This window comes from Paracoccus sp. IB05, from assembly GCF_016405985.1.
Lineage (GTDB): Bacteria > Pseudomonadota > Alphaproteobacteria > Rhodobacterales > Rhodobacteraceae > Pseudogemmobacter.
Window position 1 is genome coordinate 1 of the sequence record NZ_JAEFCF010000056.1, and the last position, 22,804, is coordinate 22,804.

Consider the following 22,804-nt stretch of genomic DNA (forward strand, 5'->3'; position numbering starts at 1 on the left):
AAGCTAGCGGGAAAGGGACACATGCGGCCTCAATCAGAATAGCGCAACAAAGCCGTGCGAAAGATCGGACAGGATGAGAATGTATGACATGTTTGGTTTCCTTTCAGGATGGGAGGAGAGAGATCAGGCGGTGAGCCGCTGAACGAGGGTCGGCAGGCAGGGATGCAGCAATGGCTCAAGGCGATGATCCGTCACGGCATCGCCGACCGACAGACCGCCGGGCAGCCATGCCGGGCGGATTTCGATTGCGCCCGGAAGGGCAGACGCAGGAACGCCTAGGTCAGACAGCGCCCGGAAGAGCTTTTCGCCGCGCTGTTGCGCATGGAGGTCCCACTTAGCCACGGCTGCCTTATCAGACACCATGCGGCCCCGGATGCGGTGGGGAGCGGCAAGAGGGGTCTCGTCTCCTGCCATGGCCGCGCAGACCGCATCCAAGGCGGCGTCGGCCTGCCGGATCGAAACATCCAGCTCGATCCGATTGACAAACTCCGGCGTCACTGGGCGGACAGCGGCCTCAAGCTGGCGGCGGGCGCGCACATCGCGTTCAAGGTCGCGAGCAAGTTCGGCCTGCAACCGACTGGCAGTCGTGCTTGCCCATGCCTCGGGCAGTTCCGCGACATCGAACCGGGTTTCCTCTAGAACCTTGTCAACCGAACCCCGGGCCAGGATCTTTTCCCGGAACATGGTGGCAGCCCGCTCCGCGATCCGATCCGCCCCGAGTGCCCCGGCCTCCGCAGCGGCGATCCGATCCCCGCTTAAATCGCGCTTGATGATGTCGAGCACAGCGGCCAGCGCGAAAGTCTTGCCATACTGACGAGCACCGTGCTGCATCGTGTCATCAAGCGTTTTGATCCTGGGCCGATAATCTGCAACGAAGCGCGCAGCCTTCTCCCCCCCGCTCGACAAGGCCCAGTTCCGCCCCGGCCATCTCAAGCCACTTGCGCGAAAAGTCCTTGTGACGGACAAGCTCGGCGGGTGTCAGACGGGCGATCGAAAGCTTTTTCGCCGCGTCAATCCCCGCATACTGAAATTCGACCCGCAGCCAGTCTAGCGGCGCGGACTCATTGCCCTTGCCGCGCTGTTCGAGGCCTTTCTCATAGACCCGAAGAGTTCCGCCGCCCTTGCCATACAGGTAGAAGGTGCGGCCCGCCTCTGGCGTCCCCATGATATGCGGAGCATCAAGACCGCACCCCGCAGCAAATCGCTCGGAGGAGTGCAGGAGGGTGCCAAAATCCGCATCATACTCCCCGATCAGGTCAAGGCAGGTGTCAACGCGGATCGCACGGAAATTCGGATCGGCCCTTTGCAGGTCCGGCACGAAGCGGGCGGCAATCTCTGCCATAGTCAGGTCGGTCTGGTCTATCAGCCGCCTGGCCCGGGCTGTCCGGAGTGTCTGGGCTGTCTCGACGGGGGAGGCCCCGATATGCCGCATGAAAAGGCGCGAAAGGTGGCGACTGCCGATGCCAAGCCGCTCGGCCAGTGTTTCGACACCTATCTGATCCAGCATCCCGTCCTCGATCATCTGTAAGGCCCGCTCCGCCGTGGTCTTGGTGCCTTTCCAGGCCGGACAAAAAGGGGGCGGTTTCCGGGCGGCACCGCAGACAGGGGCGATAGCCAGCACGTTCTGCTGCCGCAGCGGTCGGAAAGTAAGAGATATTCTTTGTCAGCGGGTGCTTTACCGTGCAGACCGGGCGGCAATAGATGCCGGTCGTCCTGACTGCCGTAAAGAACAGCCCATCAAAGGCAGGGTCGCGCCACAGACGTGCCTCGTTGCAGGTGTCGAATTCGGGCATTCACCAACACTGTCAGAGGCTGGCCGAGCTGACGAGACAGGCCGGATTATGAGGTCCGAAAATTGCCAGACGCCAGGCGGAAATGTGAGATAAGTAAGTAAAATCTATCAAGAGCGGGTGCTGACGATGCGGATGACATATCAGGATTGGGCATTGCTGCTCCTGCTCTCCGTTCTTTGGGGGGGCGCGTTCTTTTTTGCTGCCGTTGCGGTGCGGGAATTGCCACCTCTGACAGTCGTTCTGGCCCGAACCGGCCTTGCCGCATTGGCGCTGGCGTTCGTCCTGTGTGTTTTGGGCGAACGTTGGCCATTCAGGGGGAAAGCTATTCCCGCCTTTCTGATTATGGGCCTTCTCAACAACCTTTTGCCTTTCAGCCTGTTGTTCTGGGCGCAGACCATGATCCCGAGTGGTCTGGCGTCAATCCTGAACGCGACCACGCCGATCTTTGCCATCATCATCGCGCATTTCCTTCTGGCGGATGAGCGTATGACGCGGAACAAGGCGCTCGGTATCGGTTTTGGCTTTTTCGGCGTCGTGGTTCTTCTGGGTGGCAATCTGCTGGACGGGCAGGGTTTTGCCATTGGCGGAATGCTGGCCTGCCTTGGGGCCGCTCTGTCATATGGCTTTGCCGGAACTTACGGTCGTCGCTTCAGGTCGATGGGGTTTTCTTCGGCACAGGTCGCGCTCGGCCAGCTTTTGGCGACCACCATCATGATGATTCCGCTGGCGTCTCTGATCGACCGTCCGTGGACGCTGGTGCTTCCGAGCTTTGCAGCCATCGCTTCTGTCGTTGCGCTGGCCGTAGCCTCGACGGCGCTGGCCTATGTGGTTTTCTTCCGGCTGCTGGCTTCCGCAGGCGCCGTCAACACGGCGCTTGTCACCTTGCTCATCCCGGTCAGCGCCATCGTCCTTGGCGCGCTGTTTCTTGGCGAAGCTCTGGCCGCGCGTCATTATGTCGGGATGGCTCTGATCGGCGTGGGTCTTCTGGCTATCGACGGCAGGCTGGTCAGCAAGATAATGTCGTAAATTTGCCGTTCCGGCCATCCGCTTCGTCCTGTGTGGCTGGACCACCAGCTTCGCGCTGCGTGAGACGCTGATGTATCACATGCTGCTGACCGGCACGCTTATGTCTTGATCAACCGCGCCAACGGCAGGATTTACGGGCTGATCGCGCTGCAGCCGGACCAGGGCGTGGCCGAGTTCGGCCAGGCAAAGATGGCCATGGGCGGTCGAGCCACACTTCGGAACGGGGAACAGAAGAGGATGGACCAGCCCGGGATCTTGCAATCACCCGGACTGAATCAGCTCCGCACTGATGATCCGGGCGGCGATGCAGGGCATGGCCCTGAACCACATCCAGCCCGGAAAACCACAGCAAAACGCTTAGGCCGAGCGTTGCAACAGGACGGTCCGCCATGAATGGCTGGATCGCTGCATCTTTGAAACCAGCAAGGAGGCGCAGCTGATCGCAACCGACCGGCTCCGGACTTGCAACAATGCGCGCCCCAATATGTGTATCCGCGGCATCAGACCCGCTCGGGACAACTGAAGAGGACTGCCTGAAATCTGCTTCTGCGTCCGGTTAAAATGGGCAGGATTGCCCGCGCGGGACCGGCTTAGCCACAGTGCCGCTCAGATCCAGTCGAGATTAACATGGGTCGGCGGATATGTTTCTGCCACGCGCCGGCGCAGGTCACGAAATCTCTGGCGCAGCTCGGGGAATTTGCGCTCATGTGTCTCGGCCACGAGGCTTTTGACCCGGGCGAAAAGCCCGTCGCGCTCCATGGTCTCAAGGATCTCCAGCTCCGCGCCCTCGATATCGAGCTTGAGGAAGCCGATCTGTCCCTTTTCGCGCAGGAAGGCGGGGAAATCGATCAGCTCGACCTCGACAGAATTTCCTTCATCAATGCCGCGCCCGCCATCGAGGATGGTGTTTTTCACCGAGGCCCCCACCGGATTGGCGTCGAAATTCCCGGCGCGCATCAGGCGGACGGTGCCGGAGCTGATGCCGACGGCCGCATTGATCAGCGTCACATTCGCGGTAGCACCGAATTTTTGCTGCAATGCCGCAAAGCACTCCGGGTCGGGTTCAAAGGCGATCACATCGGCGCCGGTGGCGGCAAGCTGCGCCGTCACCACGCCCATATTGGCGCCGCAATCCACCGCCAGATCCCCCGGTCGCAGCATGGCGCAGATGCCCGTCAGATAGCCCTCGGCCCAGGCCTTGCGCATATTGCGCTTCTGGCGGCGGATCATCATCTCCGCCCGCTGTTCGGTCTTTGACTTCGGCGCGCTCGCGTCAGTGACAGGCTCTGCCTCAGGCGGCGCGGCTTTCCTGCGCGCGGCCATTACTCCTCCAGCGCCTTTGCCGGATCGACGCCGATCTCTTCGCACATCCGCGCGGCATAGGAATTCGCCAGCGGCACGTTCTTGCGCCACCAGGGCCTGGTGCCATTGGTATAGAGATGCACCGAGAGCGTCTGATCGGTGAAATGGCCCTCGACCCGGCCATAGGGGTCGTAAAACACGTCATTCAGCTGGAAGGGCACCGGGTAGAGCACATCAGGGCTGAGCGCCTTCTCATAATCGCCGGTCTGCTGGGCGAAATATGTAAAGGCCTGGGGGCCAAAGGCGGTGCGTTCGGCATTATAGATCCGCACGGCCTGGGGCAGCGCGTGGTCCTGCTTTTCGATGCGCTTTTTCTGCTGTTTGTTGAACCAGGCCGGCGCCTCGGGCAGGTTGTCATAGTAATCCAGCAGCTGATGGATCAGCTCGCCATCTTTCGGAATATAAACCACGCCGCAATTCAGCGCGCCGCGAAAGCCGTGGCCGGCATAGATATTCTGCATCTCGTCGGGGAAGGGCTTATGGCAATAGGCGTCGCAGTCGATCCAGACCGCGTCGGTTTTCTGGATCATCTTGTAGCGGAACACGTTCGAGAGAAAGCTTTCCGAGGTCTGGGCCACGATGCCCATGTCGATATCCATGATCTCGGTCGCGGGGCGGACCTCGATCCCTTCAGGGACATTCGAGACTTCTTCGGTGCAATAAAGCGTGGTCGGATGGCCGTGGCGCATATGGCTCAGAAGACAGAGCTGGTTCAGGTAATGCAGGCGCGGGCCAATCCAGAGAGAGGCGACCGGGCGGCGAACCGGGGGGCGGCGTACTGGGGTCGACAAGGGCGGAACCTCAACCGTTATTGTTTCAATTCAGGATACAGTATTGCCGCATCCCCCAACAGAGTCCTGCTCGGATCCCGGCTGGATTATTCCCGATCCTCATCACGCGGCGAGGGTTTTCCTGTGGCGCAATGGTGGCGGGAAGGTGATTTTTCTTCCTGCGCTAGGATGGCGCGCCGCTGGCCGGGTGTCTCGCGATGCGGAACACTGTCAGCCCGGCATCAAAGCCGGGGGCGGCAATATAGCCGGCCTCCATCACCCTGGCATAATCCTGAAGCCGGTCGCGGCCGGCCTCGATCAGGCGGCCATAGAGGAGGATCTGGGCCGGGCTGACCCGGGTGAGAATATCGGCCAGGCCCTCGGGCGAGATACGCGGATCGGCGAGCAAAAGCGCCTCTGGCGCAGTCCTGGCGATCATCTCAGGCAGAGGGCCGTCTTCCAGCAGAAACAGCCGCTCCCCCGGGCGGCGCCCGTTTCGCGCCCATACCAGATCCAGCACGCGGCGCAACTCCGGCTCACCCTCGCTCACGCTCAGATGCAGATCGGGGCGCAGGGCGGCGAGATGCGCGGCGAGAAAGCCTGCGCCTGCGCCGATCTCGGTCACCCGCGCGTCTTTGGCAAGGATCTGCGGCAGGCGCCTGGCAAGCCCGCGATCGAATTTCCCCTTTGCAATCAGCGCGAGGCCGGGGGTCGAAAAGACGCCAGGATCAAGCGGCAGCACCACGCCATGGTTTGCCACCCATTCCCCCGCATAACCCGGATTGGCGCGCGGCTGGCTGAGATAGCTGCCCGATGGCAGCGCCTCTACCGCCTCGCGCGGCGCGGATCTGCGCTTTTCGCGGGCGGCTTCGTTGCGCGTCTTTTCGATATCGCTCATCAGGGCTGCGATCTTTTCCGGGTCGCGCGCCTGGGGCGGTTTGGCGACGATTTCCTGAATCGGCACCTGGCTCGCACGCGCCAGATCGGCGACCAGAGCGGTATAGGCTTCGGTGCCACGGATCTCGCTCAGCCGCTGATCGACACGCGCCAGCGCCGCTTTGTGCAGCCGCGCCAGCACCGGGTCTTTCAGCAATTCAAGGATGATCTCATCACGCCGCGCGGTATAGCGCAGCATGGTGTCATCCCTGACCTCATTGCGGTCCTGGAGTGACCAGTAATCGGAATTATACTTGTCTTTCTTATTGTTCACATTACCGCGCAGCTTGCGGATCGCGTAAGAATCGACCGATTTCACTGCATAATGATTGAGCTGCACCCAGTCATAACCGACCGTCCTCGTGATCGACCGCCAGCCGCGAAACTTGAAGTAATCCTCCATCTCGCGGCCCGAGCCGTTCAGCCATTTCACCTCATCGGCGAAACCGGCCTTGATGGCTTTGGTCTTCATCTTGGGGCGGTGGATGCCAAGCTTCCAGTTTTCCGGGTCGAATTTGAAAAGCGTCTTGACCCCCCAACCCTTGTTCCAGTCCTGCGGCGCGGCCAGCAGATATTGTTCCGAGACCGGGGCGGTCGACCAGTCAACCACGCCGCCCGAGCCGAAGATGCGCCAGGTCACCACGATCCCGTTGGCGTCCTGGGCTTTGGCGGCGGCGATCAGATCATCCAGCGTGCCATCGCCATAGCGGATCGAGAGAAACTCATCGGCGTCAAACACCATCACCCAGTCGGAGAGGCCCACAACCGGCTCCTCCTGCGCATAGTTCAGCGCAGAAGGCTGCGGGCGGATGCCTTCGGGAATGTCATTCCTGCGGTGATGGGCAAGGCCGAGTTCTTCGAGCCGGATCAGCATGTCATCGGTGCCGTCGGAACAGTCATTGGTATAGACGACCAGATCCGAGAAGCCGACGGCAAGGTGATGCGCCACCCATTCGATCACATAGGGCCCTTCATCCTTCATCATCGAGACGGCGGTGACCTGGCCATGCGGGCTGGCATGGCGCTTCAGTGCGAAGGGGGTGGTCGCGAATATTTCCGAGGCGCCCCGGGGCAGGCCCGGACGCACGTCCGGGTCAGGGTCGCGGGTGGCTTTGGCCTTCCGCATCTGCGCCCCATGAGCATTATTCGGCTGACCTTTGCCCGCTGGGGCTTTGTCCTTTCCCGCCTTTGCCGCGGCTGGCCCGGCAGAGGCCTTCGCAGAGGGCTTCGCAGAGGGCTTTCCTGCCAAAGCCCCGGCGGCTTTCGCTTTCTGACCGGCCCCGGTTTTCGCCTCACCCATTCTTCTTCTCCTGCAGTCGGTCTCTGTTTAGCCTGACATTCCGGGCAGCGATAAGGCGGGAAAGCTGAGAAATTTCGACCGGTCTTACGAACGGACTTTACCGGATTGCAGAACAATCGCCAGGTTTCGTATGGATTGCGCCCAACTGCCGCCATAGTCTTGCGGACATGATCGGGCAAAGTGCAGTAGCAAAAACACGGGCAGTGAAAGAATGACCGAGGCAACCCTTACCATCGTCGCAACCTGTCATGGTGTCGAAGTGCCCGACGCGCCCATCCTTGGGCCGCGTATGATCGAGGCGATGAACAATCACCGCTATGAGCGCCAGGAAATCGAATGTGGTCTCGCGGTGATCCCGAAAGGTGCCCGGATCCTCGAGATGGGGGCAGGGGCAGGGGTTGTCGGCGCGGTTCTGGCGAAGAACTGCGCGCCGGTCTCGATCCTGTCCATCGAGGCCAATCCGGGCCTTCTGCCCCATATCAATCGTCTTTACGAGCATAACGGATTGCAGGATCTGATCTCGGTGCGCCATTCTGTGGTCTTCAGCGCGCCCGATGCGCCCGGGACAGTCACTTTCAACGTGGCGGGGAATTTCCTCGGCTCGTCGCTGGCGGAACTGCCGGGCAAAAAGACCCGCGCCGTCGAGGTGCCGGTGCTGCGCTACAGTGATCTGACCAAAGAATACCCCCATGACACGATCATGATGGATATCGAGGGGGGCGAGCTGGATTTCCTGCGCCATGCAGATCTTTCAGCGGTGAACACCATCGTTCTCGAGATGCATAAGGATGTCTATGGCCGCGAAGGCATGCAGGAATGTCACCAGCTGTTCCGCACCGCCGGGCTGAGCTTCGACGAGGAAAACAGTGCGTCGCGCGTCCATGTCTGGCGCCGGGGCTGAATGCTGATGACTGCTGAGCGGGACATGACAGGCGAGGGCGATCTGGACGAGCTGGAGGAGGGCGGTCCGGCCGGGGCGGCTGCAAAGCGCAAACCCGCGAAAAAGCGCGCCCGCCCGGCCTTTTTACCGCGCCCGGAGCCGTCGCCTTCGGTTGCGGCGGCGATGGCAGGCGGCAGTTTTTTTCTGCAAGGCGGTCTGGTTGACGCCTGGTATAACGAAGCCGCGCCAGGTGGCCATTCCGATATACTGCTGGTCACCTTCGACAATGCGACCTCGATCCATACGCATGATCCGCATCAGCCCTGGCTGCTGGGCCGCGCGCTGAAGATCAATGTCCCGATCCTCGGCCTTCTGGCGGCCGAGCGCGACTGGTATCGCAATGCCGATGCGCAAAAGATGCTCTCGGCGCTGCAAGAGGCAGGGTTTTTCCAGCGTTTCCGAAGGGTTGTGTTTATCGGAACCTCGATGGGCGCCTATGCCGCGCTGGCGTTGTCGGTGCTGGTGCCCGGCGTCGAGGTGGTGGCCTTTTCGCCACAATCGACCCTCGCCCCAGACCTTGTTCCCTTTGAAGAGCGCTATCCCGGCCCGACCCGCGCCTGCGACTGGCAGGATCTGCCTTTGCGCGATGCGGCAGAGTCGCTTGCGCCGGCGGCGCGGATCTGGCTGATCTATGACCCGTTCAACCGCACCGACCGGCTGCATGCCAACCGGCTTAAGGGCGACAATATCGAACGGGTGCATTTCAATTTCGCAGGCCACCGCATGCTGCGCGAATTCCGCCAGTCCGAGATGCTCAACGAGCTGATCACCGGGCTGGTGCTGGGGGTGATGGACCGCGCCGCCGTGAACCGTCATCTGCGGCAGCGGCGCGAGATCGAGGTCTGGCAAAATGCGCTTTTGCGCAAGGGCGAGGCGCTTGGCCACTCCGCGCTGACCGCCCGCGCCGCCCGGCGGCTGTTCGCGATCTATCCCGAGCGGCGTGAGCTGCGCAAACTGGCCTGGAAGCTTGAGCGCATGGCCCGGGGGGAGCCGACCGAAAGTCGCGACGAACGCCGGGTCCGCCGCGAAAAAAAGGCGGCTGCGCGCAGGCTCCAGGCCTGGCAAGACGGCAGCGACACGAGCCTGAACGTCTCGCATCCCGATCTGCGCCCACCCTTTACCGGCGAGATCCGGACGCTCTCGAACGCGCTGATCCTGCCCGAGCGCGATCATGATACGCCGCTGGCCTCCGGGGTTCTGCATGCCGATGGCAGCTGGTGCGAGCTTTCAGAAGCCTGGATCAGGGCGCGCAAATCGACGCCGGCGCCGGTGCTCTCGGATCGCGATGAGATCCGGGATCTGCCCGGCACCCATCTTTACGGCGGCCATTTCCGTGGCCATTTCGGCCATTTCCTCGTCGAATCAACCGCAAGACTCTGGGCGCTCGACCATCTGGGGGAACAGCCCGAAAGCATCCTCTATCTGCCCTATCGCGGCGATGTGGCGGCGATTGAAAAGGCGATCAGGGGCCAGGCACCGTTCTTCCGGCTTCTTGGCATCGACCTGCCCGTGCGCACCTTTGGCGAAGTGCAGCGGGTGGAGCGGCTGATCGTTCCCGAGCTTGGGTTCGGCTGGCTTGAACGCTATGCCGGCTCGCCCGCTTACCGGGATTTCATGCAAAGCCGCCTGAGTGCTGCGGCGCCGGCAGAGGGGGGCGAAATGCTCTATGTCTCGCGGGCGCGGCTGCCGGCGATCAAGGGCGGCATTCTGGGGGAAAGGGTGATCGAGGAGAACCTGGCCCGCGCGGGCTATGAGATTTTCCACCCCGAACGCCATCCGCTTGAGGTGCAGATCGCGCGCTATAAGGCGGCGGGTGTGATTGTCGCGCTGGACGGATCGGCGCTGCATCTGGCGGCCTATGTCATGCCAAAGGCCGGGCGCGTCGCGATGATCCTGCGCCGGTCTTCGGCCAATACCGCCGATTATGACCTGCAATTCCGCAATTTCGCCGATGTGACGCCGGATGTGATCAATGTGATCGTGAATGACTGGGTCGCGGGAGAGGCGGCGCGTGCTGATTTCCGTTCGGTCGGCGAGGTGGATTTCGCGGCCTTGTTCGACCGGCTGAAGGCGCTGAACTATCTCCCCGCCGATTTTCGCCCCGAACTGCCCGGCGAGGGCGAAGTCCGCGCCATGCTGGAGCCTTTCCAGGGCCGGCGCGGCGATTCATTCCGTCCGCTGATGCGCGGTGAAAAACACGGGGATGAAGAAGACTGATCTCATTTCGTGGCCCCTCCAGGCCGTGAAAAGGGGGGGCGAGTGATCGCCCCCCCTTTTTCTTTCCGGTCAGGGATTGGGTCGCTTTGTCCTGTCAGCCTTCGAAAAAGACAAAGATCTTGCGGGTATGTTCCTGGATCTCCCAGGTGCCTTTCCAGCCTTTCGGCAGCATGATCGCATCCCCCGGCCCGAGCGTCTTTTTCGTGCCATCGAGATGGGTCATGACGATCTTGCCCTCGAGAAAGTAGCAGAATTCGGCGGCAGCTGAGCGGTCAGCGGTGAACTGGCCCGGCGTGCATTCCCAAAGCCCGATCTCCAGCACCCCATCGGGCGAGGTCCAGAGCGCATGCGCGGCCTCTTGCTGGCCCGGGTTCAGGGTGGTCGGCTTGTCTTTCAGCTGGCCGAGGTCGATCCCTGAAAGGGCTGTGAAAACGGAAAGGTCGATCATGGCTGTCTCCTGCAGGCGCGGCGGCGCGTTTCAGCGACCGGTCAGTTTATTGGCGAATTTGGCGAGGGGCGAGCTTTTGGTCCCGCCCGAGCGGGCTTCCTGGCGGTCGGCCAGGTGATACAGCCAGTACATTCCGTGGACACCGAGCCAGCGGAAGGGCTCGATCTCCCATTTTTTTGGACGGCGGTTGACCCAGGGCAGGCTGGTGCGCTCGGTCTCGCGGTCAAGGACCAGGTCCGCGAGCGTCTGGCCCGAGAAATTCGAGGTCGAGACGCCGAGGCCCACATAACCCCCGGCCCAGGCCATGCCGGTATTCGCGTCCATGCCGGCGGTGGTGCACCAGTCACGCGGCACACCCAGCACACCACACCAGGCGTGGTCGATCGAAAGACCCTTGGTCTGCGGCAGCATCCGGTAAAGGATCTCGATCAGCGCCTCGACGGTCGCGGGCTGGGTCTGGCCGTTCACATCGGTTTTTGACCCGAACCGGTAGGGCACACCGCGCCCGCCCATGGCGATGCGGTTGTCGGCGGTGCGCTGCGAATAGCAATAGGCGTGGCTGGCATCCGCCAGCAGCTGGAACTTCTCCCAGCCGATCTCATCCCAAAGCGCGTCGGGCAGGGGCTGGGTCACGATCTGCGCCGAATTCAGCGGCAGCCATTCGCGTTCCTGCCCCTTGATTCCATGGGTGAAACCCTCGGTCGCGCGAACCACGCGTTTCGCCTTCACCGTGCCACGACTGGTGACCACGCGGCCCTTTTCGATGCTGGTGACGGCAGTTTGCTCATAGATTTTGACGCCGCGCCGCTCGACCACTTCGGCCAGTCCGCGCACCAGTTTCGCAGGCTGCACCCGCGCCACATTATGGCGCACCAGCGCGCCTTTCGCATTCGGCACCCGGATGCGCGAAGCGGCCTCGGCGCCGTCGATCAGCTCGAGCCTTGTCGCGGGCACCTGCCACGACATCGCGGTCGCGTAATCTTCCTGCAGCCGCCCCCATTGCGCCGGGGTCTGAGCAAAGGTCAGGCAGTCGGTCATCAGGAAGTCGCAATCGATGCCTTCCTTTTGCGTCACCCGCTCCACCTCGGCCACCGTGCCGCGCAGCTGACGCTCGAAGTCGATCACGCCTTCGCGGGTGCCGGTCGAGAGGTATTTGTTGCGGCTCCAGCTGAATTCGCCCGAACACCAGCCGCCATTGCGCCCAGAACCGCCAAAGCCCGCGAATTCCTTTTCGACAATCGCGATCCGCAGTGTCGGTTCGATCTCGGTCAGGTAATAGGCGGTCCAGAGCCCGGTATAGCCCGCGCCGACAATGCAGATATCGACCTCGATATTGCCGGGCAGCGGCGCGCGGTAGCCGGGCGTGCCGCCGATATTCTCATACCAGAATGAGACGCCACCGTTTTTCTTCGCTTGCATGTTCATCACCTGTTAGTGGCCCAGGACCTAATGTCCGCCTATCGAGCCGTCATCGGTCAGAAGCCTGCCATCTTCCGGCTTCCAGGCCAGCTCGATGCCGGCGCCGATCCCGAAAGCCTCGCCTTGCGTGGCGGTGCGCGCCACGATGGGCGTGCCGTCCGCGAGGAGAACTTCATATTTCATCGCAGATCCCAGATAGATCGCCTCGCGCACCGTGCCCTGGATCACATTGCCGCGCCCATTGGCCGCGCCCGTGCCGGGGGCCTGGACGGCGACATCTTCGGGGCGCAGAAGAATGACCTGCGCGCCATCGGATTTCGGGGTGCCGGGGGCCGAAATGGGGGTGCCGCCGATATCCAGCGCGGTTTCCGCGCCATTCACCCGGTGGCTGCCGCGCAGGATCGAGCTTTCGCCGATGAACTGGCCGACAAACAGCGTCTGCGGGTTCGAGTAAAGCTGATGCCCGGTGCCGACCTGCTCGATCCGGCCCTTGTTGAAGACCGCGATCCGGTCGGACAGTACCAGCGCTTCTTCCTGGTCATGGGTCACATAAACGAAGGTCGATCCGAGCTCGCGATGGATGCGGCGGATCTCCAGTTGCAAGACCTCGCGCAGCTTTTTGTCAAGCGCACCAAGGGGTTCATCCATCAGAAGGACCGAAGGGTCAAAGACCATCGCGCGGGCCAGCGCGACACGCTGCTGCTGGCCGCCGGAAAGCTCGGACGGGTAGCGATGCGCGAATTTCTCAAGATGCACCTTGGCCAGCGCGCCTTCAACCAGGCGGTCACGCTCGGCCTTTGCCACGCCGCGCTGACGCAAAGGATAGGCCACGTTCTTTGCCACCGTCATATGCGGGAACAGCGCGTAATGCTGGAACACCACCCCGATATTGCGCTTATGGGCGGGGACATTGCTGATCGGGCGCTCGCCAAGCCGGATCTCGCCTTTCGACAGGTCAGTAAAACCCGCGATCAGGTTCAGCGTCGTCGTCTTGCCCGATCCGGATGGCCCGAGGAAGGACATGAACTCGCCCGGCTCGACCCGAAGCGAAACATCATCCAGCGCGGTGAAATTGCCGTAGAATTTCGAACAGGCCTGGATGTCGATGGCCGCGCCCTTGCGGCTGCCGGTTGGTGCATTGGTCATGATTTGCGCCCTTTACGGGTTCCGAAGATAAGGCCCAGTCCGATGACGAGCGTGGTGGTCAGGAAGATCAGCGAGCCGACAGCGGCGACGGTCGGATCGGCGTCGCGGGTCATCGACGAGAAGATCTGCACCGGCAGCGTTTTCAGCTGCGGGCTGGTGATGAACAGCGACACGATCACCTCGTCAAACGAGGTGACAAAGGCGAAAAGCGCGCCGGACAGGATGCCGGGCCGGATCAGCGGCAGGGTCACGGTGAAAAATGTGGTCAGCCGGTTGGCGCCAAGGCTCGCGGCGGCGGTTTCCAGCCGCTGGTCAAAGACGGCGAGATTCGCGCCGACCGCGATCACCACGAAGGGGATGGCCAGCAGCGTATGCGCCAGCACATAGCCGGTCCAGGTCCCGACAAGGCCCTGGGTCAGATAGACCGCGTAAACGCCCACGGCCAGAACGACGCCCGGCACCACCATCGGCGTGATCAGCAGCATCCGGATCAGGCCGGCGGTGCGGGATTTCATCCGCTCGATCCCGATGGCGGCCATGGTGCCGATCACGGTCGCCACAACCGACACCATCACCGCAACCTTCAGCGAGGTGGTGAAACTGTTGAACCATTGCGGGTTGGTGAAGAAATTCTCGTACCATTTCAGCGAGAACCCACTTGGCGGGAAGGCCAGCGATTTCTTATCGGCGAAAGACATCGGCACCACGACAATGGTGGGCGCGAGCAGCCAGAGCGCAATCAGCGCCACCGTCAGCCCGAGGATCAGCCTGCCAGGATTGAAGCGTTTCACCGGCTGCCTCCGCTCATCTTGTATTTCTGCCGCATAAAGGGGGCGGCGAGGGCGAGGAAGCCGAAGGTTGCGATCAGAAGCACAACCCCCATCGCGCCGCCCCGGCCCCAGTTCAGCAGTGACAGCACCTGTTGCTGCACCAGGGTCGAGAGCATCGAACTTTGCGTGCCGCCAAGCAGCATCGGCGTGATGTAGAAGCCAAGCGCGAGGATGAAGACGATGGTGGCGCCGGCGAAAACACCGGGCAGCGACAGCGGCAGATAGACCTGGAAGAAGGTCTTGACCGGATGGGCGCCCAGGCTTTTCGCCGCCTGGATCAGCCGCAGGTCGATGCCGCGCATCACAGCATAGAGCGGCATGATCATGAAGGGCAGCAGGATCTGGGTCATGCCGATGGTCACGCCCAGCTGGGTGCGGATCAGCTTGACCTTGTCAAACCCAAGCGCAAGCAGCGTCTTGTTGATGACACCACTGTCTTGCAGAAGGATCACCCAGGCCAGCGTGCGCACCACGCCCGAAACCCAGAACGGCACCAGCACGCACATGATCAGAAAGAGCCGCAGGCGCGGCCCCACGACCGACATCGCATAGGCGTAGGGATAGGCCACGATTGCGCAGACCAGCGTCACCACGGCGGCGATGCGGAAGGTCCGGATCAGCACGGTCATGTTCACCGGCGTGTTGAAAAACCAGTAGTAATTGTCGAGAAACGCATCGCCTTCGGTAAAGCTGCGGCTGATCACGGTGCCAAGCGGCACCGCCATAACGAGGATCAGGATCGCCAGCGCAGGCAGTGTCAGCAGAGCAGGGTGCGACAGGAACTTTCGGGGCGAGAGGAAGCTGGTTTCTGGCTCTGACATGGATCCTCCGACGGGCTGCCGTGATGTCTCGGGGGGGCGGCTGCCGCGTCAGCGCGCGGGGGCCGGAAGGGAGCTGCGGCGACCCTGGCAGAGATCGCCGCAGCATGACCGCGCAGGCTCAGGCGCGCGGGGTTCGGTGAGGCTTAGTTGCCTGCGATGAATTCAGCCCATTTCTCGCTGAGAACATCATAGTTATCGACCCAGTATTGCACGTTCTGGTTATAGGCCATCGCCTGTTTTTCGGGCGTATTGGTCATGAAAGAAGCGGTCAGCTCATCGACCTGCGGCTTCGAATCGATATTGATCGGCGAATATGAGGTGTCTTCGGCCATTTTGCTTTGGGCGTCGGCGCCGAGATAGGCATTGATCAGCGCATGGGCGGCGTCGACATCCCTGACGCCGACCGGGATGGTGATCTGATCCTTCACGACAACCCAGTCCTGCCAGACCGGCTGATAATTCGCGCCATTTTCCAGCGCGGCCTTGCCCCGGCCGGACCAGACCATGACCATATCAACCTCGCCCGATTCCATCATCTGCGCGCTTTCCGCGCCGGTGGTCCACAAAACCAGACTGTCGCGCATCGACCGCCATTTGTTCAGGCCACGGTCAATATCTGCCGGGAAGAGATCAGCCTTTGCCACGCCGTCATTCAAAAGCGCGAGCTCGATCATATAGCCTTCGGGATCGGAATAGCCGGGAATGCCGCGGGTGCCGGGGAATTTCTCGGTGTCAAAGAAATCGGCCCAGGAGGCCGGGCCATTCTCGGGCCATTTTTCCTTGTTATAGAGGAACATGACCGCATAGTTCATCGCCGGAACTGAACATTCTCCGACCTGGCCTTCCGGCACTTTCGAAATGTCGAGCTTCGAGAAATCGAGCTTCTGGAACAGGGTGCCACAATGGACAAAGGGGGTGTAGTCGCCGGTATCGACCACATCCCACATCACATTGCCGGATTCGACCTGGGCCTGGATCTTGGCGTTTTCGGTGGGGCCGTCCGACAGGAGCGTGACCCCGGATTGCGCCACGAACTGTTCAAGGGCCGCGATCTGGCCATCCTGGAAACTGCCACCATATGACACGAAGGTCAGCGTCTTGCCGGCAAGCGAACCCTCGGCGGTTTCGCCTGCGACGGGGGTATCGGCCTGCGCCTGAAGGGAAAGGCCAAGGCCGAGGATCAGCGACAGGCCGGTGAGGTTCTTCAGCTTCATTGCGGTTGCTCCCTGAGTGTAAGGTTTTGTTTCTTCAGTTTTTTACGTGGGTCCGGTCTTCGCCGGATCTTTCGCTGAGCCCGGCGCGGAAAGTGTCGAGATAGCCGGTGGTCGAGGTGGGCGGTGAGGTCACGAAGAGGACCGAGGCCGGCCCCTTGCCGGTATTTGCGACCCGGTGCGGGACCGAGCTCTGGAATTCGATGCTGTCGCCCTCGTCGAGCTGGTAGCTCTGCGGGCCAAGGTCAATCTGCACCTTGCCGGCCAGGACGAGGATCATTTCATGTGAATCGCCGTGGCTATAGGCCTCGTCGCCGGTCGAGCCGCCCGGCTCGAATTCGGAGACATAGGCCTCGAACTGGGTCAGGGGCCGGCGTGAGAGCAGCATCTTCCGATGCCCGCTCATCTCGGGCAGGGTGGGGCGGTCCTTGCGGCGCAAGACCGGGTTTTGCGCGCCGTCGGTAAAGGCGAAAAGCTCGGCGATCGAACAGCCGAAAGCATTGGCGATGCGGATCAGCGTTGAGGTGCTGGCACCGGTCAATCCGCGCTCCAGCTGGCTGAGAAAACTGGCCGAAGTCCCCGTTGCATCGGCGAGCTGGCGTAGCGAGAGGCCGCTGGCCTTGCGCAACCGGCGCAGCCGCTCTGCGAGCAGCCGCTGCTGGTCTGAGGTTTCCGCCGTGATTGTATCGCTGAGCTGTGACACCAGAATCTCCGCCCAAATGCCCGGGCTGGGGCGTGGGATAGCGGTCCGAGATTCCCCACTGCACAAGTGTTAAGTGATACTTTATTTATGGGCAATGATTCTGAACGCGCGGTGAAAACGTACTCATCAAACCGACGCGCCTGACGTGATGGCTGCAATGAAAAACGCCACCTGTCGCAGGAACAGGCGGCGTTTGCAGGGGGAGGGTCGATCAGCGCCCCAGACGGCTGAAGCTGTTCCGGGGGTCTTCGCCATACCCGCCCAGCCAGTTGCGGAACACCGCCTCGAGATGTTCGGTGATCTCGACCTTCTGGGTAAAGCCACGGGCATCTGCATCGGCGGCGTCCTGACCAACCAGAGCGGCAATATCGGCTTTGATCGGGAAGCTCCCGGTCAGCGGCGCGCCCGTCCGTCCGTCATGGATGCGGGCGTCAAAACGGATGTCATGCACCCCGACATTGCCGCCCATGCCTCGTGCTTTCGGTGTCAGGGCATGGAACTGGGTGACCACGACGCGCAGGGTGACAGGCTGTTTGCCGCGCAGGCCGGTGGTCCCTTTCGCGATGGCATCGCGGAAGATTGCGGCCACCTGGGCATGCCGGTCGCCGGTCGGGTCGCCATGCCAGACGATATCGGCATTCGGCATATAGGAATTCTTTTCCGAGACGGTCAGCGTGTCGGGCACGACCACATCGATCTTTGAAACACGCCAGTTGCGGGCGACAGACTGATCAACCTGGCTGTAATTTGTCTCGAAGCCGCCGCCGCCCCCGCCGCAGGCGGTCAGAGCAAGGGCGAGGCCCAGGCCGAGGAGGGTTTTTCCGATCATAACTGTTCTGCTCCAGAAGAGGGGCGATGCCCTTTTTTGTACACTCTGCAACTGCCATAGTGGCGGCCTCGGTCGAAACCTGAGCCCGGGCGGGATCCATATTGCCATCAATCTGCGTGATGATAGGGGCGGATTCGTGACATGTTCTTGCCCTTCTGGCGTCACGGCACCGGTCAACCCCGCTCAGCTTGCGACAATGTGAGAACCTGGATAAAGGGTGGCGCGCCGGCAAGGAAAACGCCCTTATGCGGGTAGCGGAGGTGCTACTTTCCGGCCACCCCGGCCATGATCACCCGGTTACGCCCCGCATGTTTAGCCTGATAGAGCGCATGATCCGCCTGCTGCATCAGCGCGTCCGGAGAGGTTGCGCCGCCCGGCCGTGCGACGGCCAGACCGATGCTCGTGGTGACTGCAATCAGGATCGGTGCGTCACCAACCCGCACCGGTTGTTCGGAGATGACAGTCAGCAGGCGCTCTGCCACTGATTGCGCCTGTTCTGGCGTGACGCCGTTGATCATCACCACGAATTCCTCGCCACCCACGCGCGCAAACAGATCACCTGGGCGCAGCATCCGGACAACCCGCCGCGCGGTCTCGCGCAGGACCTCGTCTCCGGCGGCATGGCCCCAGGTGTCATTGACGGATTTGAAATGATCGAGATCTATCATCATCATCGCGGTGCTGCGATCCGCTGTGGCAAGTCGTCTTGAGGCCTGTTCGTGGAAGGCCGCCCGATTGGTCACGCCGGTCAGCGCGTCATGACTGGCCAGATAGCGCAGCCGCTCGGTCAGTTCATTGCGGCTGCGCATCACGATGGCGAGGGTGATCGGCACAAGCGCAATCGCCGAGGCGCCGAGGCGGAACGAAGACAGCGCGGCCTTATCGGGGAGGCCGTCGAGATAGGGAACCAGCCCACTGGCGATCACCCCAAGTGCCATGACCCCGAAGACCAGCGTCAGCACAGCGGTTGCAAAGACAGACCAGGTCAGCCCGCACCAGAGGAGCGCGAGGACCGGGAAGGCCACCGCACCGGGGCCTCCGATCAACAGGGAAGCGATGAAGGTCAGCACGACCATCATGGCGGGAACCAGGTCGCTTCTGTCCACGAGATCAAGCCGATACCAGAATTTCCTGATCTGCGCCAGGGGAGGAGCCGAGAGGATCACAGGGAGAAAGGCGATGAAGGTGACGAACTCACCCGCCGTCCAGTAGACAATCCCGCTGAGCGCATCGCCGCCCCAGTATTTTGTGCCGGCGACCCCTCCCAGCAGGCCTGAGGCAAATCCGCCTGCAAGCGAGGCCAGCACGATCCACAGCATTGAAACCGGCTGTCGCAACTCGCTGATCTCGGCCGGCAGGCGGGTCAGGATGGCATAGGCGGTCGAGATACTGATGATATTGGCGATATTGAGGATCAGGGCCTTTTCGAGACCCGATCCGGTCAGCAGATCGCCGATCATGAACCCGGCGAAGCCCGCCAGCCAGCCGGGCGCCTGCGCCATGATCGGATTGCGCAGCATCAGCCCAAGCATGATCGCATTGGCGGGCCAGATACTGGCCAGAAATCCTACCGGCCGACTGTAGATCCCGAAAAGGGTTGCCAGGAAGATTGCGGCAAACAGCACCCCGGCTGCCCGCCAGGCTTCAGGTACCGCCGCTATCCGGAGTTCCATATCTGCGTTCATCCGTAACCCCTTACATCCCTCTGTCTGTCTGCCGGCCGGCTTTTGCCTCCCCCAGCTTCCGACCTCTGCTTTTCGCACATATCCTGTCGCATCCTGGCCACTTCCTGTTGTCAGGAGGGGAACATCTCTGCACCACCAGAGTGATCCGCGTCACAGAAGAACGGCCCGGGCCGATACCCGGACAATCTGCACATGCTTTCGAAAAAAAAGTGTTAACGCGGATCAGATCAGGCGCCAGGCGGGAGCCAAAGGCGGCTCCCGCCTGGCGGCTCTGCGCTTGCGCCGTCGGGGCCGTGTCACTAGTTTTGATCCGCGAGGGAAGGGAATCGTCTCCGGTGGGGCGGTCGGTCTTCAAAACCGGTTGGGGCAGCGAGACTGTCCCGGGTGGGTTCGACTCCCACTCCCCTCCGCCAATTTTTCTTCATAAGTATATGAATTGGATAGAGAATAATTTTATGATTTTTGTTTAGTCCCACATTTTGACCCACAATTGAACATGGAACGAGCAAGACCTCTACGGAACATATCGGCACGATTTGCCGCCTCTTCTTGAGCCGCCCCCGACCGAAGCCGGGGGTGGGGCAGGGGGGGGGCGAGTCACCCCAAAACGCTGTAGACGTGGCTGGAGCTGCGGTTGAGATACCGCCCGATTTGCCGGAAGGTCGCCCCGCCACTGCGCAGCTCAGCCATCTTCTGGCGCTCTTTCGCCGTGAGCTGTCGACCTCGCCGCACAGATGCGGCAGGCGCCCACGGGTCATAGATCTCCGCGACCACCCCGGGCGGGATGATCTGGACAGGGCAGCGCACCGGGATACCATAGCGGGCAGCGACCTCGGCCCGGACCTTATCGGAATAGGTCATGGCTTGGCCTCCGCTTTTTCGGCGCCGTGAAGCATGTCGATCCCGGCATTGAGCCGGATCAGCGCGGCCTCACACCCTGATGCCAGCGCCTTCCTGTCGTCGTTTGGATTGTAGCGGGTGGTCATTTCCAGAAGCTGGACCAGATCGCGGGCGCGGGTCAGTTCATCGAGAGCGTCGAGGATCTGGGTCAGAGTGCAAGCGCCAGCCGGGATTGTGCAGCCCAGCACCACGGCAGGCGCGAGCGAAAGAATGTCGCGCCGCTTCATGCTCCCCCCCTCCTGCGCTGTTCATTGATAACCGCGCTTCGGATGGTGCTGTGATCCCGGCCAAGAGCCATGCCGATCCTGGGATAGCTCATGCCGTGGCGGCGGGCGATGTAGCAGACCAGGGCGCGCAGGCTGAAATCCTTCTGCTTGCGGCCGGGTCCGAAGATCACCGCAGGCTTCACTCCGGCCTCTTTTGCCACCTGGCGGGCGATCTCGCGCACAGTCGCCCGCTCCATGCGGAGCGATGCTTTGTCACCCTCGGTTATCATGCCGACACCCCCGTTTTGATCAGGCGCAGGGCGTGGCGCAGATAGCTGGCGGCCTCGGCGATCTCGCGGGCACCCGGCTGCGGCGCGGTGATCGCGTCCAGCGCAAGGGCAATGTCGTCGTGCAACTGGTCACGGCGAACGGGCGGCAGATGGAACTGCCCCATATCGTGCTTGGTCATGGTTTTTACTCGCTGGTTCGGGCTTTCCACAGCCCTTGCCGGTGACAGACCGGCGGCCGGGGGGTGGAAACCTGCCAGCGAGACAGGTCGGACGCCTTTAAGGTTTCCCTCTGGACATAGCATCCGCTCCCGGCCTATAATGGTCGAGTTCGGATCGCCCGCCAAGGCACCCGTCAAGTTTGCCGCCCTTTCCTCGCCAAAGGAAAGGCACCTCGCCAAAGGTGATGCGGCTATCGCTGGTCAGGGTTTCCACACCCACTGAACAGCATTTCACTTACTTCGCCGAAAAGCAAGCCTGCCCTTCGGGGTAGCGGCTTGGCATGTCCATTGTGGACGCTCCTGGCTTTCTAGGACCGCTGACACACCCTGAAATCTCAGGCCATCCGCCCATCCACGCTGGACAGTGATCGCTCCCCAGGACGGGGGAGCAATGCCGGAAATCTCGGCAATGAGACCACTGTCGGATTTTCCGATACTGCCTTCTCCCTGCGGTGCAGGACGGACTCAGAGCCAGATTTTGGGCTTAGGCCAGACGACAGATCAGGCGTCTGGGGGTATATCCAAACTTGGATACCCCCAAACCGGGGATCTCCGGTCTGGCTTGCGGTCCCCAGATTCGGGGAGCGCAAAATCTCGTTTAGCTGGCAGGGTTTTCCCCAATTCCGGGGATAACTCTCACCGATGATGGAAGTTGCTTTGAGCCCTTAGCTGCCATTCGGAGAAGGCGCGACTTGAGAAAATTCACGGACCAGAGCCATGAACAGCGGATACTCGTCATCGTTCGTTTCACATTGCTCGTGAATGATTGCAGCCCAACCGATGCTACGCATCTCGCCATACTTGGTTGCAACGAAATGGTGGAAGCTCCTTTTATCGTTGCCTGCGCTAAAGAACCGATCTGCAAAACTATCATCATCAGGGAAGAAGTAGCGGTGTGCTTGCCATCCACCCAAGGTCCTCTTGACATCAAGGATGCTGTTCGACCCGAAATACATTCCCAGTTTTTTCTCAGCCGTAGTCAGGAAACGAAAAAGGGCACTGTCTACCACCGTGCGAATCCTTTCATCGGGGTGCTGGCACAGGTCCAGAGGCTATAGGCAACCGGCAGTTTTGTCCCGCATCGCCGATCAGAGGTCCAGCGCAGTGGGGCCGGGGCGGCTGTCAGTCTCGACGTACAGAGCCCATTGCGGACGGTGAAGCCCCTGTTATCCTGCTAGGAATAAAGCGTGGTGGGAAGTATGTCAGACAGTCCAGCCTACACCCGGAGCGAGCGCAACCAAGCTGTTAATCTTGCGGCGTTTTTGGGGTGGGTTGTCGTGGCTGTGCCCCTTGCATTCACCACCTTCAACCCGCTGGTTTGGGTCTATGCGGCTGTAATAGGGTTGCCGGTCTCGTTCGTGCTCTGCTGGCTGATCGGAGCGCCTATTCTAACCCGTATTATGCGCAAACCTGTCAGCTTTGTGGCTGCTGCCCGCTGGGGGGCGACCATCGCCGCCGTGATCTATATTCTGTATTTGTGTGTTTTCACATTCATTTACGGTGGAACAGGACAAGATCGAGGTCCAGATTTAGGCTCTCAATTCGAAGAGGCGAACAGTGTCATTTCGGTCGGCTATGTGCTGGCACGAGCCACGCCCCTTGTCTTTTTTTCGCTTCTGGGGGCGATTATTGGCATCTCGGTAAGGTGGGCTATCGGCGCGGGCACTGCAAAGGACTGACTGGCCGCTCCGTCCCGCATAACTGGACCTGTCCCGGTTCTGTTCCGGTCAGGTGCTCATGTTAGGCGGCCCTCT

General features: G+C 61.6%; 23 protein-coding genes, 1 tRNA gene and 2 pseudogenes. 6 read left to right on the top strand and 20 right to left on the bottom strand.

What is annotated here, in order from left to right; all coding sequences use genetic code 11:
- Window positions 1–123: 123 nt before the first annotated feature.
- The 3 genes and pseudogenes from JC607_RS23360 to JC607_RS25645 all read right to left on the bottom strand — a co-directional run.
- Complete coding sequence (locus JC607_RS23360; protein WP_198839138.1) at window positions 124–906, bottom strand: hypothetical protein; 783 nt, start codon at window positions 904–906, stop codon at window positions 124–126.
- Window positions 839–1,522, bottom strand: a complete 684-nt coding sequence (locus JC607_RS23365; RefSeq protein ID WP_233093112.1) for a helix-turn-helix domain-containing protein — start codon at window positions 1,520–1,522, stop codon at window positions 839–841. Before JC607_RS23365 ends, JC607_RS23360 begins: the two co-directional genes overlap by 68 nt.
- A gap of 121 nt (window positions 1,523–1,643) precedes the next feature.
- A pseudogene (locus JC607_RS25645) lies at window positions 1,644–1,793 on the bottom strand (Ada metal-binding domain-containing protein); the annotation flags it as partial.
- A 132-nt stretch (window positions 1,794–1,925) separates the two neighbouring features.
- Between JC607_RS25645 and JC607_RS23370 the strand changes: the two are divergent.
- Both JC607_RS23370 and JC607_RS25650 read left to right on the top strand, forming a co-directional pair.
- Window positions 1,926–2,819, top strand: coding sequence for a DMT family transporter (locus JC607_RS23370; protein WP_198839139.1), 894 nt, complete (start codon window positions 1,926–1,928; stop codon window positions 2,817–2,819).
- 274 nt (window positions 2,820–3,093) lie between these two features.
- Window positions 3,094–3,342: pseudogene (locus JC607_RS25650) on the top strand (integrase core domain-containing protein); the annotation flags it as partial.
- Window positions 3,343–3,425: 83 nt separating this feature from the next.
- Here the strand turns inward: JC607_RS25650 and JC607_RS23375 are convergent.
- The 3 genes from JC607_RS23375 to JC607_RS23385 form a co-directional block, all read right to left on the bottom strand.
- Window positions 3,426–4,142 (bottom strand): FkbM family methyltransferase, encoded by a 717-nt coding sequence (locus JC607_RS23375; protein WP_198839140.1) that lies wholly within the window; start codon window positions 4,140–4,142, stop codon window positions 3,426–3,428.
- The gene (locus JC607_RS23380) at window positions 4,142–4,972 is read right to left on the bottom strand and encodes a hypothetical protein (RefSeq protein WP_198839141.1); all 831 of its coding nucleotides are present in this window, start codon (window positions 4,970–4,972) and stop codon (window positions 4,142–4,144) included. Before JC607_RS23380 ends, JC607_RS23375 begins: the two co-directional genes overlap by 1 nt.
- 163 nt (window positions 4,973–5,135) lie before the next feature.
- A complete protein-coding gene (locus tag JC607_RS23385; RefSeq protein WP_233093113.1) occupies window positions 5,136–7,013 on the bottom strand; it encodes a glycosyltransferase family 2 protein in 1,878 nt (625 codons plus the stop codon).
- A 385-nt stretch (window positions 7,014–7,398) separates the two neighbouring features.
- Here JC607_RS23385 and JC607_RS23390 point away from each other — a divergent pair, with 385 nt between their 5' ends.
- Entirely contained in the window at window positions 7,399–8,088 is a 690-nt protein-coding gene (locus JC607_RS23390) for an FkbM family methyltransferase (RefSeq protein WP_198839142.1), read from the top strand.
- Between the two features lie 24 nt (window positions 8,089–8,112).
- Window positions 8,113–10,344: a glycosyltransferase 61 family protein gene (locus tag JC607_RS23395; RefSeq protein ID WP_198839143.1), complete on the top strand. Its 2,232-nt coding sequence runs from the start codon at window positions 8,113–8,115 to the stop codon at window positions 10,342–10,344.
- Window positions 10,345–10,438: 94 nt separating this feature from the next.
- Here the strand turns inward: JC607_RS23395 and JC607_RS23400 are convergent, their stop codons facing one another.
- From JC607_RS23400 to JC607_RS23440, 9 genes are all read right to left on the bottom strand, one after another.
- Entirely contained in the window at window positions 10,439–10,792 is a 354-nt protein-coding gene (locus tag JC607_RS23400) for a cupin domain-containing protein (RefSeq protein WP_198839144.1), read from the bottom strand.
- Between the two features lie 30 nt (window positions 10,793–10,822).
- On the bottom strand, window positions 10,823–12,211 hold the full coding sequence (locus JC607_RS23405) for an FAD-binding oxidoreductase (RefSeq protein WP_233093114.1): 1,389 nt from the start codon (window positions 12,209–12,211) through the stop codon (window positions 10,823–10,825).
- Between the two features lie 27 nt (window positions 12,212–12,238).
- Window positions 12,239–13,357, bottom strand: a complete 1,119-nt coding sequence (locus JC607_RS23410; protein ID WP_198839146.1) for an ABC transporter ATP-binding protein — start codon at window positions 13,355–13,357, stop codon at window positions 12,239–12,241.
- Window positions 13,354–14,148, bottom strand: a complete 795-nt coding sequence (locus tag JC607_RS23415) for an ABC transporter permease (protein ID WP_198839147.1) — start codon at window positions 14,146–14,148, stop codon at window positions 13,354–13,356. Before JC607_RS23415 ends, JC607_RS23410 begins: the two co-directional genes overlap by 4 nt.
- Window positions 14,145–15,008 carry an ABC transporter permease gene (locus tag JC607_RS23420; RefSeq protein ID WP_198839148.1) on the bottom strand — a complete coding sequence of 288 codons (864 nt, stop codon included), beginning with the start codon at window positions 15,006–15,008 and terminating at the stop codon, window positions 14,145–14,147. Before JC607_RS23420 ends, JC607_RS23415 begins: the two co-directional genes overlap by 4 nt.
- A 143-nt stretch (window positions 15,009–15,151) precedes the next feature.
- Window positions 15,152–16,222: an extracellular solute-binding protein gene (locus tag JC607_RS23425; RefSeq protein ID WP_198839149.1), complete on the bottom strand. Its 1,071-nt coding sequence runs from the start codon at window positions 16,220–16,222 to the stop codon at window positions 15,152–15,154.
- A gap of 34 nt (window positions 16,223–16,256) precedes the next feature.
- Window positions 16,257–16,922: a helix-turn-helix domain-containing protein gene (locus tag JC607_RS23430; RefSeq protein ID WP_198839150.1), complete on the bottom strand. Its 666-nt coding sequence runs from the start codon at window positions 16,920–16,922 to the stop codon at window positions 16,257–16,259.
- 211 nt (window positions 16,923–17,133) lie between these two features.
- Complete coding sequence (locus JC607_RS23435) at window positions 17,134–17,751, bottom strand: DUF6778 family protein (protein ID WP_198839151.1); 618 nt, start codon at window positions 17,749–17,751, stop codon at window positions 17,134–17,136.
- A 263-nt stretch (window positions 17,752–18,014) separates the two neighbouring features.
- Window positions 18,015–19,424: a GGDEF domain-containing protein gene (locus JC607_RS23440; RefSeq protein ID WP_198839152.1), complete on the bottom strand. Its 1,410-nt coding sequence runs from the start codon at window positions 19,422–19,424 to the stop codon at window positions 18,015–18,017.
- Window positions 19,425–19,753: 329 nt separating this feature from the next.
- Between JC607_RS23440 and JC607_RS23445 the strand changes: the two genes are divergently transcribed.
- A tRNA-Sec gene (locus JC607_RS23445) sits at window positions 19,754–19,849 on the top strand.
- 184 nt (window positions 19,850–20,033) lie between these two features.
- On the opposite strand, the gene JC607_RS23450 is transcribed toward JC607_RS23445, so the two are convergent.
- The 5 genes from JC607_RS23450 to JC607_RS23470 all read right to left on the bottom strand — a co-directional run bounded on the left by JC607_RS23450 (window position 20,034) and on the right by JC607_RS23470 (window position 22,060).
- The gene (locus JC607_RS23450; protein ID WP_198839153.1) at window positions 20,034–20,297 is read right to left on the bottom strand and encodes a helix-turn-helix domain-containing protein; all 264 of its coding nucleotides are present in this window, start codon (window positions 20,295–20,297) and stop codon (window positions 20,034–20,036) included.
- Window positions 20,294–20,563, bottom strand: a complete 270-nt coding sequence (locus JC607_RS23455) for a hypothetical protein (protein ID WP_198839154.1) — start codon at window positions 20,561–20,563, stop codon at window positions 20,294–20,296. The genes JC607_RS23450 and JC607_RS23455 overlap by 4 nt, the downstream gene beginning before the upstream one ends.
- Entirely contained in the window at window positions 20,560–20,784 is a 225-nt protein-coding gene (locus JC607_RS23460; protein ID WP_370584932.1) for a helix-turn-helix domain-containing protein, read from the bottom strand. The genes JC607_RS23455 and JC607_RS23460 overlap by 4 nt, the downstream gene beginning before the upstream one ends.
- A 44-nt stretch (window positions 20,785–20,828) precedes the next feature.
- Window positions 20,829–21,011 carry a hypothetical protein gene (locus JC607_RS23465; protein ID WP_198839156.1) on the bottom strand — a complete coding sequence of 61 codons (183 nt, stop codon included), beginning with the start codon at window positions 21,009–21,011 and terminating at the stop codon, window positions 20,829–20,831.
- A gap of 704 nt (window positions 21,012–21,715) precedes the next feature.
- Entirely contained in the window at window positions 21,716–22,060 is a 345-nt protein-coding gene (locus JC607_RS23470) for a hypothetical protein (protein ID WP_198839157.1), read from the bottom strand.
- A 189-nt stretch (window positions 22,061–22,249) separates the two neighbouring features.
- Between JC607_RS23470 and JC607_RS23475 the strand changes: the two genes are divergently transcribed.
- Window positions 22,250–22,729 carry a hypothetical protein gene (locus JC607_RS23475; protein WP_198839158.1) on the top strand — a complete coding sequence of 160 codons (480 nt, stop codon included), beginning with the start codon at window positions 22,250–22,252 and terminating at the stop codon, window positions 22,727–22,729.
- Window positions 22,730–22,804 lie beyond the last annotated feature (75 nt).